The organism is Actinomadura sp. WAC 06369, from assembly GCF_003947565.1.
Taxonomy (GTDB): domain Bacteria; phylum Actinomycetota; class Actinomycetes; order Streptosporangiales; family Streptosporangiaceae; genus Spirillospora; species Spirillospora rifamycini.
This window is the reverse complement of sequence record NZ_QHJN01000080.1, coordinates 1-15,607: the sequence shown is the minus strand read 5'-3', so window position 1 is coordinate 15,607 and position 15,607 is coordinate 1. Positions and strand designations below refer to the sequence as shown.

Below are 15,607 nucleotides of genomic sequence, written 5' to 3'. Positions count from 1 at the left end.
ACGCCCCAGGGGGCGGCTACCGCGCCAGGCGGGCCTCCAGGGCCTCGATGATCCGCGGGCGCATCTCCGCGGCGCCGATGACCGCGTCGACCGAGCCGACCTCCACCGCGCGCCGGATGTCGTGCACCCGGTCGAACTCCGCGGCCACCTCGGCCTGCTTCTCCGTCCGCACCGACGCGCGCAGCTCGACCAGCTCCGCGAGCAGCGCGGCGCGCTCCGGACCGGCGGCGGCCGCCGCGCGGCCCTCCAGGTCGCGCACCCGCGGGTCGGCCGCGGTGCGGGCGTCCACGTCGTGGGTGAACACCACCGCGGCGGCGGGCGCGCCGCCCAGCACCGACGCGAACGAACCCTCCAGCGCGAACACCGTCATGTCCGGGTTCAGCGCCTTCGAGAACACCACGAACGCGCCGCCGTGGTACCGCGAGATCACGCAGAACACGATGGGGCCCCGGAAGTTCACGATCGCGCGCCCGATCTCCGCCCCGTACTCCAGCTGCAGCTTCCGCAGCGACTCCGGGGACCCGTCGAAGCCCGACAGGTTCGCCAGCACCACCAGCGGCCGGTTGCCGCTCGCCGCGTTGATCGCCCGCGCCGCCTTCTTCGACGACAGGGGGAACAGCGTGCCCGCCGTGTAGGCGTCCGGCCCGTCGGTGGGCGGGAACCCGCGCCGCGGCACCGGCCGCGACTCGATGCCGAGCAGGCACACCGGGATGCCGCCGAGGTGCACGTCCTGCACCGCCGCGGTCTCCGCGTCGGCCATCCCCGCCCAGCGCTCCAGCACCGGGTGGTCCTGGTCGGACAGGGCGCGCATCACGGTCCGGATGTCGAACGGCTTCTTGCGGTCCGGGTTCGCGGCCGCCGAGAAGATCTCCCCGACGGTCGTGAAGTCGCTGCCCTCCACGGCGTGCGGGAAGTCGGAGACGTCGCGGTCGGCGGGGTCGGCCGTCTCCGCCCGCCGCGGCCCGTCCTCGCCCGGCGCGACGTACGTGTGCTCGTAGTGCGCCATCAGCACGTCCCGCGCGGACACCAGGTCGGGCGCCCAGTACTGCGCCTGCCCGTTCGGGCCCATCACCCGGTCGTGGCCGCCGATCCCGAAGTTGTCCTCGGCCGACACGCCGCCGGAGAAGTCCAGCGCCTGCTTGCCGGTGAGCACCATCGCCGAGTCGGGCGTCATCACGAGGACGCCCTTGGTGTGCATCAGCATCGTCGCCTCGGCGTTCCAGTACGGCTGCGCGCCGACGTTGACGCCCGCGACCACGATGTTGATCTCGCCGCCGTCCTGGGTGAACTCGACGATCCGCTTGAGCGCCGCCGCCACCCAGTCCATGTTCTCCGTGCCCGAGTCCATGGAGATCCGGGCGCCGGACGACAGCGCGTACCACTCCAGCGGCACCCGCATCCGCTCCGCCAGGTCCAGCGCGGCGATCACGCGGCGGCACTCCGGTTCCGACAGCGCGCCGAGCGACTTCGTCGGGTCGCCGAGCAGCACGACCCGCGTGACGCCCTCCGGGTGCAGCCGGGTCGGCGTGCGGACGACGCCCGCGACCATCGCCGCCGTGTTGCGCCCGGCGGGCCGGTCGACGGGCACCAGCGCGTGGGCGCCGTCGAGGTCGTGCTCGACGAAGTCGCCGAGCATCCGCGTCAGCTCGTACGGGTACACGGTGTTGCGGGCGCTCGCGCGCAGCACCTTCTGCCGGTAGCCGCCGACCGGCTCGACCGGCTCGTCGGACGGCTCCCCGACCGTCACCCGGACGCCCCCGGCCGCGCCGAACGCGACGCGCGCGGCCATCTTGCTCAGCTCGCCGGTCTCCCGGTCGCGCCGCCGCCCGATGATCAGGATCTCCTCGAGCCCGGCGCCCGCGGCCGTCGGCAGCACCCGCCCGACGATCATCTCCAGTTCCGCCCGGGTGAGGCTGATCGGCGGCCACACGTACACGACGATGCGGTTGGTGCCGACCCGCTTCTTCGACGGGCGCAGCTCCCGCGCGCGGCGGATCGAGTCGAGGCAGCTCGCGATCGTGTACTCGGCCATCGGCAGGGTGACCAGCCGGCCGTCCTGGTCGCGCAGCTCCGTCATGTCCCGCACCTGCGCGAACGCGACGAGGCGGTCGTCCGCCGGGTTCTCCTTCGCGACCGCCTGGAAGAGGTAGACCTCCTCGTCCGACGACGGCAGCCGGGTCAGGTCGAACTCGCTCAGCCGCTCCAGCTGCATCCGCTGCGCGATGTACGGGTGCAGGCCGCGGATCAGCCGCTCCTCCGCCATGCCGTCCCCGGACGGGCGGAACGTGAAGTGGTGGTGCATCACCGCGCCGCGGCTGCCCGCGACCGTCGCGGTGATGCGGCGGACCCGGTCCGGCAGCGGGTGCGCGGCGACGACCTCGTGCAGCGCGGCCGCCATCGCGTCGAAGTCGTCCGGCTGCCCCTCCCACGCGAGGTAGATGTCGGCGTCGACGTCCTCGTCGCCCGCCAGCTCCGCGAGGCCGCGCAGCGCGCCGCCCAGCGCCTCGAAGCGGACCGCCGCCGACACCAGGCACGAGCCCGCCCGCTCGGCGACCACGAACGTGCAGCCCGCCGCCTCCCGGGTGCCGACGCCGATGAGGCCCTTGTTGCCGTAGTACCGGCGGGTCAGCACCTCCAGCATGACCGTGTTGTCGGCGTCGCCGCGGTCGAGCCGCCGCCCGAGCAGCCGCACCAGCGGCTCGGTGCTGCGCACCATCTCCGCGATCCGCTCCGCGCGGTCCGGCGCGTCCGGCGTCGCGTCCAGGTACCGCAGGTGCTTGCGGACGTCGGCGTACACGCGGGCGCGGTTGCGGCGCAGCAGCGGCTGCGCGAACCACGCGAACACCACGCCGCACGCCAGGTCGTACACCACCGGGAACCGGACCTGCGCCGCCGCCACCAGCCGCTCCAGCGCGAGCCCGACGGTCTCGCGCATCCGCTCGTCCGGCGGCGGCTCCAGCAGCCACGCCCGCAGCAGCGCCGCGACGACCGCCGCGTCGGCGGACGCCCGCTGCCGCGCGAGGAAGGCGCGGAACACCGCGGACTCCAGTTCCGGCGAGCGCTCCAGGTCGGTGACGCCGTAGTGCGCGAGCGCCTTGCCGAGCCGCTCCCGGAACGCGTCCGGCAGCCCGGCCCGCTCCACGTCGAGGCTCTGCAGGTAGGTGTGGAAATGCTCGCGGGCGCTGTGCACGTGGCCCTCGTCGCCGCCCGCCGGACGGTCGCGGCCCAGCTCGGCGAGGTCGGCGAACACGTCGACGAGCGCGAGTTCCGCCGCCAGCGGCCGGTGCCCGTCCGCGGCGGCCGCGGCGCGCGCGGCGAGGTAGTCCTGGAGCACGCGCCCCTCGTCGTGCGGGTCGACGTCGAAGCCCAGCAGCAGGCTGCGCAGGTCCTCCAGGCCGCGCGCCGCGCGCTCCCGCGCCGGGACCGCCGCGGGCGCGGCGGGCAGCTCCAGCTCGACGGCCCCGCCGACCGCGGTCTCCGCGGCCTCCACGTCGTCCGCGAGCTGCTCCAGCCTCAGCAGCGGCGCACCGGCCTCCACCTGGCTGCCCGCCGACACGACGCATTCCTTCAGCCGCGCCTTGAACGGCGCCCGCAGCACCGTCTCCATCTTCATGCTCTCCAGCACGAGGATCGGCGCGCCCGCCTCGACCTCGGCGCCGGCCTCCAGCGGCGTGGCGACGACCAGCGCGGGCGCGGGCGCGCGGACGACGCCGCCCTCGTCCCGGCTGACCCGGTGCGGGACGCCGTCCACCTCGACCAGGTGGACGGGCCCGTGCGTCCCGGTGACCAGCCGGTACCGGGCGCCGTTGACCGTGATGCGGCCCGCGTGCCGGTCGAAGCGCTCCAGCTCCACATCGGCGGCGCGGACGTCGCCGCCCGCCTCGACGCCCACCCGGAACCGGTGCGCGCCGACCCGCGCCACCCGCACCCGGTACCCGGCGCCGCGCAGCTTCAGGTCCAGCGGCCGGCCGCTCTCGTGCCGCACCTGCGGGCGTCCGCCCGACGCCGTCGCCAGCAGCCGCGCCCGCTCCGCGCGCTCCTCCTCCTCGTACACCTCGATGGCCGCCGCCACCAGCGCGACCCCCGAGTGCCGGTGCGAGACGAGCCCGCCCGCCTCCCGCACCCGGTCGATCCAGCCGGTGTCCGCGCTGCCGTCGATCACCTCGGGCCGGTTCAGCAGATCGAGGACGAAGCCCTTGTTCGTCGCGCCCCCCTCGATGATCACGGTGGTGCGCGCCATCGCCCGCCGCAGCCGGGCCAGCGCCTCGTCCCGGTCCCGGCCGTAGGCGATGATCTTCGCGATCATCGAGTCGAAGTCGGCGGGGATCGTGTCGCCCTCGGCGACGCCGGTGTCCACCCGCACGCCCGGCCCCGCGGGCAGTTCCAGCCGCGCGATGCGCCCGGGGGACGGCGCGAAGTCGCGGTCCGGGTCCTCGGCGTTCAGCCGCGCCTCGACCGCGTGCCCGCGCTCCACGGGCCGCTCCCCCTCCAGCCGTCCGCCCGACGCCACGTGCAGCTGCGCCTTCACCAGGTCGTACCCGGTGGTCGCCTCGGTGATCGGGTGCTCCACCTGGAGGCGCGTGTTGACCTCCAGGAACGCGAACATCTCGTCGCCCGGGTGGTACAGGAACTCGACGGTCGCCGCCCCCCGGTACCCGACGGCGACCGCGAGCCGCTCGGCGGACGCCTTCAGCTCGGCCGCCTGCTCGGGCCGCAGCACCGGCGACGCCGACTCCTCGATGACCTTCTGGTTGCGCCGCTGCACCGAGCAGTCCCGCACGCCGAGCGCCCACGCCGTCTCGCCGTCCGCGATGACCTGCACCTCGACGTGCCGCGCCCCGGTGACCAGCCGCTCCAGGAACACGACGCCGCTGCCGAACGCCCGCGCGGCCTCCTGGCCGGTCCGCTCGTAGGCGTCCACCAGCTCCGCTTCGTTCGCGACCATGCGGATGCCGCGGCCCCCGCCGCCCGCCGTCGCCTTCAGCATCAGCGGGTACCCGATCTCCGCGGCCGCCGCCACCGCCGCGTCCAGGCTCTCCACCGCGCCCCGGCTCCAGGGCGCCACCGGCACCCCGACCTCCTCGGCGATCAGCTTCGCGCCGATCTTGTCGCCGAGCCGCCGCATCGCCTCCGCGCTCGGCCCGACGAACGCCACCCCGATCCGCTCGCACAGCTCCGCGAACGCCGGGTCCTCCGCGACGAACCCCCAGCCGACCCACGCCGCGTCGGCGCCGGACTCCACCAGCGCCCGCTCCAGCACGTCCAGATCGAGGTACGGCCGCGCCGACGCGGGCCCGAGGTCGTACGCGCGGTCCGCTTCGCGGACGAACGCGGCGGCACGATCGACGTCCGTGTACAGGGCGACGGTCTCGATCCGTGTCCCGGTCTCCGCGGCGATGTCCCGCACGGCGTGGATGAGCCGCATCGCGGCCTCACCACGGTTGACGATGGCGACACGACTGAACACTGACCGAACCCCCTGTAGACGCGTGACAGACCGGCGGCGTCAGCCTCTCGTCATTCGGCCGGTAGTTCCATGCCGCCGACAACGCATGCTGCCCTGCGAGGTTTGTGGGATTCCTCCAAACACCCCGGAAGCACCTGCGAAGCCGCGACGCCGCAAGAGATCCCCGATGCCTACCCGCCCCGCCCCGTCCGGACACCTTGCGGTGACGGCCCCCAGCGGTGTCCGCATACGGTCCGTTACCGGGTCTTGCCGGGCGGATCCGACCGCGTGTTCCCTGGAAGAACGGCGCGATCTTCGGCGTCCGCACCGCCCCGCCTCCCCGGCGCTTTCCCCTTAGGCAGGTCCATGGGCCCTTTGCATCCCGACGACCCCGTGATGATCGGCGGCCACCGAATCTTGGGACGCATCGGCGCCGGGGGCATGGGCGCCGTCTATCTGGCGGAGGACGGCGAGGGCGGCCGTGTCGCCGTCAAGACGATCCGCGCCGAACTGGTGCGCGACGAGGACGGCACCGTCCCCGCGCGCTTCCGGCGCGAGATCGCCATGCTGCGACGCCTCGGGCGCCGCTGCACGGCCGCTCTGCTGGACGCCGACCCGGACGCCGACCCGCCGTACCTCGTCATCGAGTACATCCCCGGCCCGTCCCTGGCCGAGCAGGTGAAGAGGCACGGCCCCCTGCGCACCGACGCCTTGCAGGAGGCGGCCGTCGGCATCGCCGCCGCGCTCGAGCACGTCCACGCCGAGGGGATCGTCCACCGCGACCTCAAGCCCGCGAACGTGCTGCTCGGCCCGCACGGCCCCCGCGTCATCGACTTCGGCTTGGCGCTCCTCGCCGAGCGCGGCACACGGATCACCGCCACCGGTCTGCAGTGGGGCACCCCGCCGTTCATGGCGCCGGAGCAGCTCCTCGGCCACCGGGTGACCCCCTTCACCGACCTGTTCGCCTGGGCCGGGACCATGGTGCACGCCGCGTCGGGCGCCCCCCCCGTTCGGCGAGGACCACCGGACCCTGCACGCACGCATCCTGGAAGCCGAGCCCGTCGTCCGCGGGATCGACGGCCCGCTGCTCCCACTGGTGATGCGCGCCCTCTCGAAGGATCCGGCCGCCCGCCCCACCGCCGCCGAGATCGTGGCGGAGCTGCGCTCGCTCGCCCCTTCACGGACCGTCCTCGGCAACGCCGCGGCGGGCACCGTCCGGCTCCCGGCGCCCGCCCCGGAGCACACCGTCACCGCCGACGACCCCGACGGCTGGGCCGAACTCGCCGGCCGAAGCGTCGCCGCGGGCAAGACACGGCTCGCCGCGTACCAGGCGGAACGCGGGCTCGCACTGGATCCCCTGCACGCCCGCTGCCTCCTGCAACGCGCCCGGGCGTCCATCGCCGAAGGCCGCAACGGGCTCCCGGATCTCCAGCTCGCCCACGAGGTCGCCCCGGACGACACCGAGGTCACCCGTGCATACATCCGAGCGCTTCTCACCGACGGGACCGTCGAATCGGCCAGAAAGGCACACGAACTGGCCCCCGGCGACGCTCCGATCCGAACCGAGTACGCATGGCGGCTGTCCGCGTCCGGCAGGAGGGCAGACGTCATCAAAGCGTTCAAGCTCGCCCCCGGCGACGCGGAAATCGCAGCCCGGTACCGCCGCCTCGCGAAGGCCGAGGCGTCGGCGACCGACATCTCGCCCGCCGCCCTCCGCGCCGTCCTCCGCGTGAAGGCGGCCCTCCCCGAGGGGCACTGGCTCGCCACCGGCCCGGTCCTGCTGGTCAATATGAACGCGCACGACACCGAGAAGACCATCCCCGAAGTCGTAACGCCGCAGTTGGACCTCGACCGCCTCACCCAGGCAGTGGAGCGGTTGGCACAGCATTCCGAAGCGCTTCCCCAGAACACCCAGATCCACCTGGGTTCCCTCCTGGCCTGGTCGCTACAGCAAGAGATCTACAGGAACTCGCTCGACTACTCCGCCGAGCGAGGACGACGGATCGCGGACCTGCTGATGTACTCGGCAGAACACCTTCCCCTCGCGACGGGCCTGCCCTACCTCGCGTCCCACATGGCCGCCGACGCCCTCGACCACACTGCGGGGTTCAAAGGTTCGTACTTGAGCATCTTCGTCTTCATCGTCGTCGCCGAGGTATTCATCTGCGGTATTCATGTGCGGAACAGCGAGAATCCTTCGGAGGCTTTGGCGATCGCTCTCATCGGCGGCGTCGTCGCCTTCGCCGTTTGGGCGGGCTACGAAAGACTCGCACACGTGAACAAGCTCGCCCGGCGCCGACGTCGCCGCGCTGCGGACATGCTCTGAACGGGAAGGTTCCGCCCCTCGTTCAGCGGCGGCCGCCGGGTTCCCAGGCGTGCACCTCGACGGCGGCGTAGCGGTCCTCCGTCAGGACGGCGCGCGCCGCGTCCGGCCCCGCCGCGCGGACCAGCGCCGCCGTCCCCAGCCAGGCGGTCCCGTCGTCCGACAGCAGCGGCCCGTACGCGATCAGATCGTCCTTCCACCCGTCCGGCACGTCGAGGTCGGCGCCCTCACCGGAACCGAGGCCGAGCACCAGGTACCGGTCGTCCGCGGCCCGGCCGCCGGGGAAGTCCCACATCGTGCGCCCCAGCACGTTGCGCCACCGCCGCACCAGCACGTCCCGATACGCCCCGGCCTGGTAACAGGGCTCGTCGAACGCGAACGCCCGGACGGCGGCCGCATCCGGCAGGTCGACGATGTGCACGCTCCCGGAGAGTTCGCCGTCCTCCCGGAACGTCGGCCCGCGCGCGATCAGTCGCCGGTCGAACCGGTCCATGTACGACCAGTGCTCCTCGACCAGCGCATGGCGAAGCTCCATGGATCCCGGCCGGTCTCGGTGGTAGCAGAAGAATTCCACCCGCCGAGTCTCCCAGCCGCGAACCGCCCGTCAGCGCACGGACCGCCACTTCAACTCGTCCACCAGCCCGGCGAACGCGTCCACGCTGAGCACCAGATGCCCGCCCCCAGGGTCCTTGGAGTCCCGTACCCCGACGCCGTCCGCAAGACGACCCAGTTCAACGCACACTTTGTCGTCACCGACACCGCTGTAGGAACTCTTACGCCACTGGACGGTCACAGGTATCGCTCCAAGTACTGCTTGACGATGTCGCGCGATAGGTCCTCTGACGCAGCCTTCGCGCCGATACGGTCGAATCTATCGCCCATTGCCCTAGTTTCGCCCGGCGATTCGATGAGCCTTCCCCCACCTGGGGCGCCCGCGTACGCCACATCCCGATCCGCCAAGCCGATCAACTGGAAGAATCCCGCCGAGCCAAGATGAAGGCCCGAGGAAAATGGAACGATCCGCAGGATGACATGCGGTAGCGCCGCCATGGCCAAGAGATGCTCCAGCTGAGACCTCATGATCTCCGGGTCGTCACCCACGGGTCTGGCCAACACCGCCTCGTCCAGGAGCACCCAGATGTCGGGCGGGTCAACTCGATCAAGGACGGACCGCTTCCGTTCGACCCGCTCGTTGTATTCGTGCTCGTAGTCACGCTGGCTCCCTATCTGAACGTGCACCCGGGTGTACTCGTCCGTCTGGAGCAAGAGCGGGATGCCGCCGCCGTGGAACAGTTTGATCGCTGTCGCCTGCTTCTCATACTGGGCATACTGCCGAAACCAGTTGGGATCGTGTGCCGCGCGGGCGTACCAGAGGAGCAACTGGAACAGGACTCCGGTCCCGTAGTGCAGGTCCAGCGCCCGCATTTGATCATCTTGCGGCCTCCGCCTTCCCGCCTCCAAGTTGGAAACACTTGAGCGGGCAGCACCCATGAGCTGGCCGCACTGAGCCAGCGAGAGCCCCTTCTTCTCGCGCCAGAAGCGCATAAAGAAGGCCAGGAAGTGCCACATCGACTCCCGCGGGTCAAGGGGCTCGCGCACGTTGGGCATTGTTTCTCCCCGCTTTTCAAGTTGCCTGGATACACCCTGAGCGTAAGACGCATCGGTGAGCCTCGTCACAGGAAAACGAAAATCGAGGCGAGGGGGATCGATGACGATCACTGCGACCGGGGACCTGATCATTCCGCTGCTGGGGACGCCGTCGGCCGTGGGGCTTGCGCGGACGCTAGCGGGCGCCCGGCTAAACCAGTGGAATTGTCGCCACATTTCGGACGATGCGCTTCTCATCGTGTCGGAACTCGTCACGAACGCGGCGCGGCAGACGCCGCATGAGGAGATCCGGCTCCAGGTGAGCCGGGACGTCGGCGGGATCGTCGTCGCGGTGTGGGACGCGAGCCCGGAGATCCCGCAGGCCCGGCCGCTGCCGGAAGTCGTACCGGACGACCTCGGCGCGGCGGACGGCTCGTTCGAGGATGCCGGTGGGCGCGGGCTGCCGCTCGTCCAGGCGCTCTCGTCCGCGTGCGGCGTCACACGGGATCCCAAGGGCGGGAAGTGGGTCTGGGCCCGGCTCAGCCCTTAGAGCCTGTCCGGTGAATCTTGGTGTTCGGCTACCCGGCGGGACGAGCCGGACACCCCGACAGGTCGGCGGGCAGGCGCTCGGGCGGTCGCGGGGCGGGCTGACCACCAAGGTCCACCTGACCGCCGACGGGCGCGGCCTGCCGCTGTCGATCCTGGTGACCGCCGGGAACGTCAACGAAGGCACCGCCTTCCCACGGCGGGCGCCTGGCGGAGCAGGGCGAGAGTACGGTCACGTTCGCCGCCGCGACACCGCATTCGTACTGCGGTCGACCACAGTACGCCGTGAGGGGAACCCCATAGCGAATGCCGCATCGGCTTCGTAGCTTTGAGTTCGTGATCAGGACGCCTCACAGAAAGCACGTCGTCACCATCTCGCGCAATGGGCAGGGAGGTTCCTGATGAACGAAACGACGAACGAGCAGGACGGCAAGGGCACCGGCACGGGCGGACGCCTCGCGGGCGCGATCCGCCTCCCGGACGGCGCCTGGGTACGAGGACGCGGCCTGCGCAATGGACCCGCGTCCGGTCCTGAACCCGGCTTCGGGCTCTACCTCGGCACCGCGAAACTCCGCGAGCGCCACGAGGACGAGTTGCGGTGGCCGCACGCGTGGATCGAATGGCCCGACTTCCGGCTCCCCCGCGACCGGGACACGGCCGTCCGGGAGATCCGGGGCCTGCATGAACGGGCCAAAGCGGGCGAGGCGGTGGAGGTCGCCTGCGGGGGCGGCATCGGCCGCACCGGAACGGTCATCGCCTGCCTCGCCGTCCTGGCGGGAGTCGCCCCGGGGAACGCCGTCGGCTGGGCGCGCGAGCACCACCACAAGCGGGCCGTCGAGACCCCGTGGCAGCGCCGCTGGGTGCGCAACTTCCCACCAGGCTGAGGCGGCGCCCCTACGGGACGGGCGGAGTCCGCACGTCACCGGGTGGTCGACCACGAGCCGTCACGGTGCTCGGCCGCGGCCGGAACCAGTCCGTAGGGGTCGGGGTGGATCCTGCGGGAGAAGTCCATGAGTTCGACCGTGTGCGGAGTGAGCCGGATCAGCACGAAGTCGTTCCCGGCCGGTCCATCCGGAAAGAAGCTCTTCAAACCCTCCTCCCACCGGGCCACCCGCTCCGCCACGTCATCGACGACTTCGGCGTCCGCTTGGAGGCACACGTAGGCGAAGGCGGCCCGGTCTTCCACCGCATAGGACACATGCGGCCCCCGCGAGACCTCGGCGGCCTTGCGGGAGGCCGGGCTCGTCCCGATCCAGACGGTCCCGTCGTCATCGACCCCCACATGCTGGACGAGCCGGGTATGCGGTCGCCCATCGTCGACCGTCGTCAGGAACCCGTACGGGTTGGTCCGCAGAAGCTCCAACGCCACCTCGACCAATTCGCCTGGCACCGCTCCCCCTGACCACTCGCGACGTTCCGAAGCATCCTTCACCGACCCGACTTGCTGATCAAGAGGGCTGGTTCTCCGAACAACGCTGATGTCCCGTGCCCACCACGGGCTCATGCGACCATCGCCGACCCACCATGAGCAGGCCAGGCAGCATCCCTCCCCCGCCGAGGACTCCCCCGAACCACCCGCTCTCCGCTCGCACGAAGATCTCCCGGCCCTGAGTTGCACGGAACCGGCGCGGAACACCAGAGCACCCTGTCACCTCCTACGCCCGGCTCGCCCGGCTCGCCCGGCTCGCCCCCCTGCGGCCGTGTCGGCGCAGGCGGCGCCACCCGATGGAACAACTCGCACAACTCGTCCGGCTGCCAGCCGTCGCCGCGGGTCCTGTGACCGGGGAGTGACCGGGGTGAGAGTGCGGCGGGAAAGCATCGGCGGCATCCGGAGTCGGTCGGCTCTCGGCAGGTTGTGAAGTCGTCGCGGTGCCCGCCGAACGAACCGACCGTCATCCGGGCGGATGTCCATCAGGCCGAGGGAGGCCAGTGCATGGTGACGAAGTTCAGGGCCATGGCTCGAAGACGGGCGGCGTTCACCGTCGCGACCGTGGCGGCCGCCGTTGTGGCGGCGCAGGGAGTCGGTCCGGGTACGGCGGCGGGGCGGGAGATACGCAGTGCGGAGTCGGCGACGCGTGTGAACTGCGTGGTGCCGGGTCTGTCGGTGGTCTACACGGTGTGCAGCAACCCGTTCCTGGTCGCGCCCGGCCAGGAGGTGCACATCCGCCTGGTGGCCTCGGGCGGCAAACCGGTCGCATTCTGCCTGGAACCGGCGGGCGGAGGCTGGGACCACGGCTGCGTCAAGTACGCCATGCGCCCCGGCGAGAGCGCCCGCGTCTGGCACAACAGGACCGGCGCGACGCGCAACGTCCAGCTCATCGCCAACACCAACGAACGCGTCGACGTGCGGGTGCAGGGCGACCTGACGGTCCGGTAGCGCCGCCCGCGTTCACCTCGCTCAGCCGAAAGGAAAGACGACCATGACCGCCCCGAAACTCTTGGGGGTCGGCCTCCTGGCCACGGCCGGCGGCCTGCTCATGACCCTTTCCGCGCCCGCCGGGGCCGCGGAGACCACGTCCGCCGCGCGCGCGGCGGCCCCGGCGGAAGCGGCGGCCGCCAGCGGCCCGTCCGCCGTGTCGACATCGGCCCGCCGGGACGTCCGCGTCCAGGTCGCGCAGTGGGCGCAGCCCTTCCTGCGTGTCCGGAACAGCCCGGGTTGGCCGGGCGGGCGGCCGGGCGACGTGATCGGCACGATGCGGCCCGGGGCTCCCGCCTCGGCCGTCTGCTGGACCAAGGGCGCCGACATGACCGCCTACGGACGGACCGGCTCGATCTGGATCAAGATCAGGCTGGGCTCGCCGCCCACCGCCTGGGTGTGGGACGGCGGGCTCAACCCCCACGCCGCGCCTCCCCCGTGCGGCGGGTGCGACAGGAGCGCACCGGGCGGCGCGGCCGTCCCGGACGACTGCCCGGCTCGTGAGGAGGAAGGCCGATGAACATCACCCGCATCGGGGCCGGGACGGTCGCGGCGCTGGCGCTGCTGGCCGTGGTGCCGCCCTCGGCCGCGAACGCCGACTCTCCGGCCCGCACCCGCGCGGACCGGGTCACCGTCGGCGACTGGGCCAGGCCCCTGCACATCCGGAGCGATCCAGGCGCGCCGGGCATCCCGCCCGGCAGAGTCATCGGCTCCATCATGCCGCCCGCCGAGGCGAGCGCCCTGTGCCAGATCCCCAACGGCGCGACGATGACCTCCTGGGGCCGCACCAGGTCGGACTGGGTCAAGATCCGGTACGGCTGGGAGGGGCATGCGTGGCTGTGGGGCGGCGGCCTGAATCCCTACTCGCTCCGCGAGTGCTGAACGCCGCCGAGCGGAGGCCGGGCCCCGGCACGGTGTGAGCGGGGCGTTCGGTCAGTTCCCCGGGACGGGCGGCAGGTCCTTGTGGACGACCGTGAAGCCACCCCGGGTGACCGGACCGAACGGGGCCGGCGCCATCCCCTTCCCGGTGTGGGGGTTCTCGATCCACCGGCCGTTCTCGTCCTGCGTGAGGTTCATGAACTCCCAGCCGTAGCCGACGCGGTCGCGGGTGCGGCCGGGCCTGTCCTTGCCGCCGTCGTAGACGCTGAACCCGAGGCGGCGCCCGACCCAGTCCGGGCCGCCCTCGCTCACCTCGTCGATGACGGCGGTCATGGCCGCGTAGCCGGGGGCGGTCGTCAGGGAGTCGACGTGCCCGGACGCCGTGATCGTCACGTTCAGGCCGGGCGAGTAGTGCGAGATGCGGACCGTGCCCTTCGCGTCGTTGGGGGAGCCGGGGAAGTCGCCCTCGGCGGTGGCGTAGGGGGTCGCGCGGGCGTCGAAGGCGAACGCGCGGACGTCCTGGTCCTGGTGGTACGTCCGGCGCATCTCCCCCCAGCCGGTGACGCTCGCGACCTTCGGTTCCTTCTTCTCGGGACGGGCGGACGCGGCGGGGGCGACGGCCGCCGTGACGGTGAGGGCGGTGGCGGCGGCCACGGTCAGGGCGGCGGCGGTGCGCAGTTTCGGCATGGTTCCCTCCGGGGTCTGGTCGATCTCCGTCGAGGCTGCCGAAGGGCCCCGGGGAGGCGCCTCGCCCGTGCGGGCGGGCCGCCTCCCCCGCACGGGCGAACCGGCCCCTCCTCGCGCTCCCCCCTCGCCCTGACTACGGAATTACGTAGAACTCATCTCGCCGACCTCCCTTCGGGTCGCCACTCCTACGGAATTACGTTATTCTGGAGCCATGGAGGACGGACTGGAGGAGCGGCTCGCGCGGCTCGAGCGGCGCGTCGAACGCCTGGAGGGGCCCGGCGACGCGGCCCCGGCGGCGTCCGAACCGCTCGACGGCGACGTCTTCTGGGCCCTGAACGGACTCAAGGTGCGGGTCGCCGAACCGGGCGCGGTGATGTTCACCGGCACCGTCGACCTGCCCACCGGTGAGCACTACGAATGGCAGGAGGGCCGGACGGCCGACGAGCTGCTCGACACCGACTGGGGCGAGCTGGCGCCCGCCCTGGCGGCGCTCAGCCATCCCGTGCGGCTCCTGCTGCTGCAGGAGATCCTGCGCGGCGCGCGGACGACGTCCGAGCTGGCGGCGCACGAGCGGCTCGGCACCACCGGGCAGCTCTACCACCACCTGCGCGCCCTCGTCACCGCCGGATGGCTGCGCGCCGGAACCCGCGGCCGGTACTCGGTCCCGGGCGAGCGCGTCGTCCCGCTACTGGCCGTCCTCGCCGCCGTGCGCAGGTAAGGAAGGAACCCGATGAACGGCAAAGTCGTGCTCCAACTGAGCAGGTACCAGCTCCCGCTGATCGTGGCGGGCCTGGCCCTGGTCTTCACCGAGCCGCTGCACGGCTCGGTGTGGCTCAGCGCGGCGGGCGCGGTGCTGATCGGCGCCGGGCTGCTCGTCTTCGTGGCGGGGCTGGCGGTCACGCCGGCGGAGCCGCCGCGCGCCCCCGTGCCGCTGCGGGCGCCCGTCCGGGGCCGCTGGGTGGCGGTGAACAGCCCCGCCGACAAGGTCCCGAGCCACGGGACGCACGAACTGGGCCAGTCCTACGCCATCGACCTCGTGCACCAGCCCGACGAGAAGGCGTCCTGGGAGGCGCTGCACGCGTGGCCGCCGATGCGCCGCCCGTCCGCCTTCCCGGCGTTCGGGGAACCCGTGCTGGCCCCGGCGGACGGCGTCGTCGTCTCGGTGGGCCGGTGGCAGCGCGACCACTGGAGCCGCAACTCGTGGATCGCGTTCCCGTACCTCATGGCGGAGGGCATCGCGCGGGGCATCCTGTCCATGGTGACGCTCTCCAGCGGACGGTTCATCCTCGGCAACCACGTCATCCTCGACCTCGGCGACGGCGTGTACGGGGTGTTCGCGCACCTGAAGCGCGGGTCGGTGCGGGTCCGCAAGGGCGACCGCGTGACGGCCGGGCAGCCGCTCGGCGACTGCGGCAACTCGGGCAACTCGTCCGAACCGCACCTGCACTTCCACCTGATGGACCGGCGGCGTCCGGGAATGGCCGCCGGGCTCCCGTTCACGTTCGCCTACGAGTCCGGCGGCGCCGCGCACGAGGGCGTCCCCGCAGGCCGCCACCCCTTCACCGTCCCGGCCGGCGACCGCCTCGACCGGGCCGCCTGACAGTGATGATGTAGGTGAGCGCCTCCCACCGGGGTCTGACCCACCGCCTGACTGACCTTCGGGTCCTTAACGGGATCTGTCGGCTCCGGCGGGAGGCGCTCGTGTGCACTCACTGGTTGTGGC

The 15,607-nt window shown here is 72.3% G+C and carries 14 protein-coding genes and 2 pseudogenes; 10 read left to right on the top strand and 6 right to left on the bottom strand.

Features of this window, described 5'->3' with window-relative positions; genetic code table 11:
* Window positions 1-16: 16 nt before the first annotated feature.
* Window positions 17-5,467, bottom strand: a complete 5,451-nt coding sequence (locus DMH08_RS21680; RefSeq protein WP_026400801.1) for an ATP-binding protein — start codon at window positions 5,465-5,467, stop codon at window positions 17-19.
* Window positions 5,468-5,536: 69 nt separating this feature from the next.
* Here DMH08_RS21680 and DMH08_RS42830 point away from each other — a divergent pair.
* Both DMH08_RS42830 and DMH08_RS41785 read left to right on the top strand, forming a co-directional pair.
* A pseudogene (locus DMH08_RS42830) lies at window positions 5,537-6,400 on the top strand (serine/threonine-protein kinase); the annotation flags it as partial.
* 142 nt (window positions 6,401-6,542) lie between these two features.
* Window positions 6,543-7,772, top strand: a complete 1,230-nt coding sequence (locus tag DMH08_RS41785; protein ID WP_125617343.1) for a hypothetical protein — start codon at window positions 6,543-6,545, stop codon at window positions 7,770-7,772.
* A 22-nt stretch (window positions 7,773-7,794) separates the two neighbouring features.
* Here the strand turns inward: DMH08_RS41785 and DMH08_RS21665 are convergent, their stop codons facing one another.
* From DMH08_RS21665 to DMH08_RS21655, 3 genes are read right to left on the bottom strand one after another with little or no spacing between them, the layout of a single operon-like run.
* Window positions 7,795-8,343, bottom strand: a complete 549-nt coding sequence (locus DMH08_RS21665; protein WP_125617341.1) for a YciI family protein — start codon at window positions 8,341-8,343, stop codon at window positions 7,795-7,797.
* A gap of 30 nt (window positions 8,344-8,373) precedes the next feature.
* Complete coding sequence (locus DMH08_RS21660) at window positions 8,374-8,562, bottom strand: DUF397 domain-containing protein (protein WP_125617339.1); 189 nt, start codon at window positions 8,560-8,562, stop codon at window positions 8,374-8,376.
* On the bottom strand, window positions 8,559-9,377 hold the full coding sequence (locus tag DMH08_RS21655) for a helix-turn-helix domain-containing protein (protein WP_233617724.1): 819 nt from the start codon (window positions 9,375-9,377) through the stop codon (window positions 8,559-8,561). Before DMH08_RS21655 ends, DMH08_RS21660 begins: the two co-directional genes overlap by 4 nt.
* Window positions 9,378-9,477: 100 nt before the next feature.
* Here DMH08_RS21655 and DMH08_RS21650 point away from each other — a divergent pair, with 100 nt between their 5' ends.
* The 3 genes and pseudogenes from DMH08_RS21650 (at window position 9,478) to DMH08_RS21640 (ending at window position 10,786) form a co-directional block, all read left to right on the top strand.
* A complete protein-coding gene (locus tag DMH08_RS21650) occupies window positions 9,478-9,906 on the top strand; it encodes an ATP-binding protein (protein WP_125617334.1) in 429 nt (142 codons plus the stop codon).
* A 67-nt stretch (window positions 9,907-9,973) separates the two neighbouring features.
* Window positions 9,974-10,096 (top strand): annotated as a pseudogene (locus tag DMH08_RS41780) (IS5/IS1182 family transposase); the annotation flags it as partial.
* Window positions 10,097-10,303: 207 nt separating this feature from the next.
* Window positions 10,304-10,786 carry a protein-tyrosine phosphatase family protein gene (locus DMH08_RS21640; RefSeq protein WP_125617332.1) on the top strand — a complete coding sequence of 161 codons (483 nt, stop codon included), beginning with the start codon at window positions 10,304-10,306 and terminating at the stop codon, window positions 10,784-10,786.
* A gap of 35 nt (window positions 10,787-10,821) precedes the next feature.
* Here the strand turns inward: DMH08_RS21640 and DMH08_RS21635 are convergent, their stop codons facing one another.
* Window positions 10,822-11,292 carry a pyridoxamine 5'-phosphate oxidase family protein gene (locus DMH08_RS21635; protein ID WP_199747931.1) on the bottom strand — a complete coding sequence of 157 codons (471 nt, stop codon included), beginning with the start codon at window positions 11,290-11,292 and terminating at the stop codon, window positions 10,822-10,824.
* A gap of 543 nt (window positions 11,293-11,835) precedes the next feature.
* Between DMH08_RS21635 and DMH08_RS21630 the strand changes: the two genes are divergently transcribed.
* The 3 genes from DMH08_RS21630 to DMH08_RS21620 are packed head-to-tail and all read left to right on the top strand — an operon-like array spanning window position 11,836 to window position 13,200.
* Complete coding sequence (locus tag DMH08_RS21630; protein WP_125617328.1) at window positions 11,836-12,279, top strand: hypothetical protein; 444 nt, start codon at window positions 11,836-11,838, stop codon at window positions 12,277-12,279.
* 43 nt (window positions 12,280-12,322) lie between these two features.
* Complete coding sequence (locus DMH08_RS21625) at window positions 12,323-12,838, top strand: SH3 domain-containing protein (protein ID WP_125617326.1); 516 nt, start codon at window positions 12,323-12,325, stop codon at window positions 12,836-12,838.
* Entirely contained in the window at window positions 12,835-13,200 is a 366-nt protein-coding gene (locus DMH08_RS21620) for a hypothetical protein (protein WP_026400809.1), read from the top strand. The genes DMH08_RS21625 and DMH08_RS21620 overlap by 4 nt, the downstream gene beginning before the upstream one ends.
* Window positions 13,201-13,251: 51 nt before the next feature.
* On the opposite strand, the gene DMH08_RS42435 is transcribed toward DMH08_RS21620, so the two are convergent.
* Window positions 13,252-13,884, bottom strand: coding sequence for a hypothetical protein (locus DMH08_RS42435; RefSeq protein WP_034516490.1), 633 nt, complete (start codon window positions 13,882-13,884; stop codon window positions 13,252-13,254).
* A gap of 211 nt (window positions 13,885-14,095) precedes the next feature.
* Between DMH08_RS42435 and DMH08_RS21610 the strand changes: the two genes are divergently transcribed.
* Complete coding sequence (locus DMH08_RS21610; RefSeq protein ID WP_125617324.1) at window positions 14,096-14,602, top strand: ArsR/SmtB family transcription factor; 507 nt, start codon at window positions 14,096-14,098, stop codon at window positions 14,600-14,602.
* 12 nt (window positions 14,603-14,614) lie between these two features.
* Window positions 14,615-15,484 carry a M23 family metallopeptidase gene (locus DMH08_RS21605; RefSeq protein ID WP_125617322.1) on the top strand — a complete coding sequence of 290 codons (870 nt, stop codon included), beginning with the start codon at window positions 14,615-14,617 and terminating at the stop codon, window positions 15,482-15,484.
* Window positions 15,485-15,607: the final 123 nt, after the last annotated feature.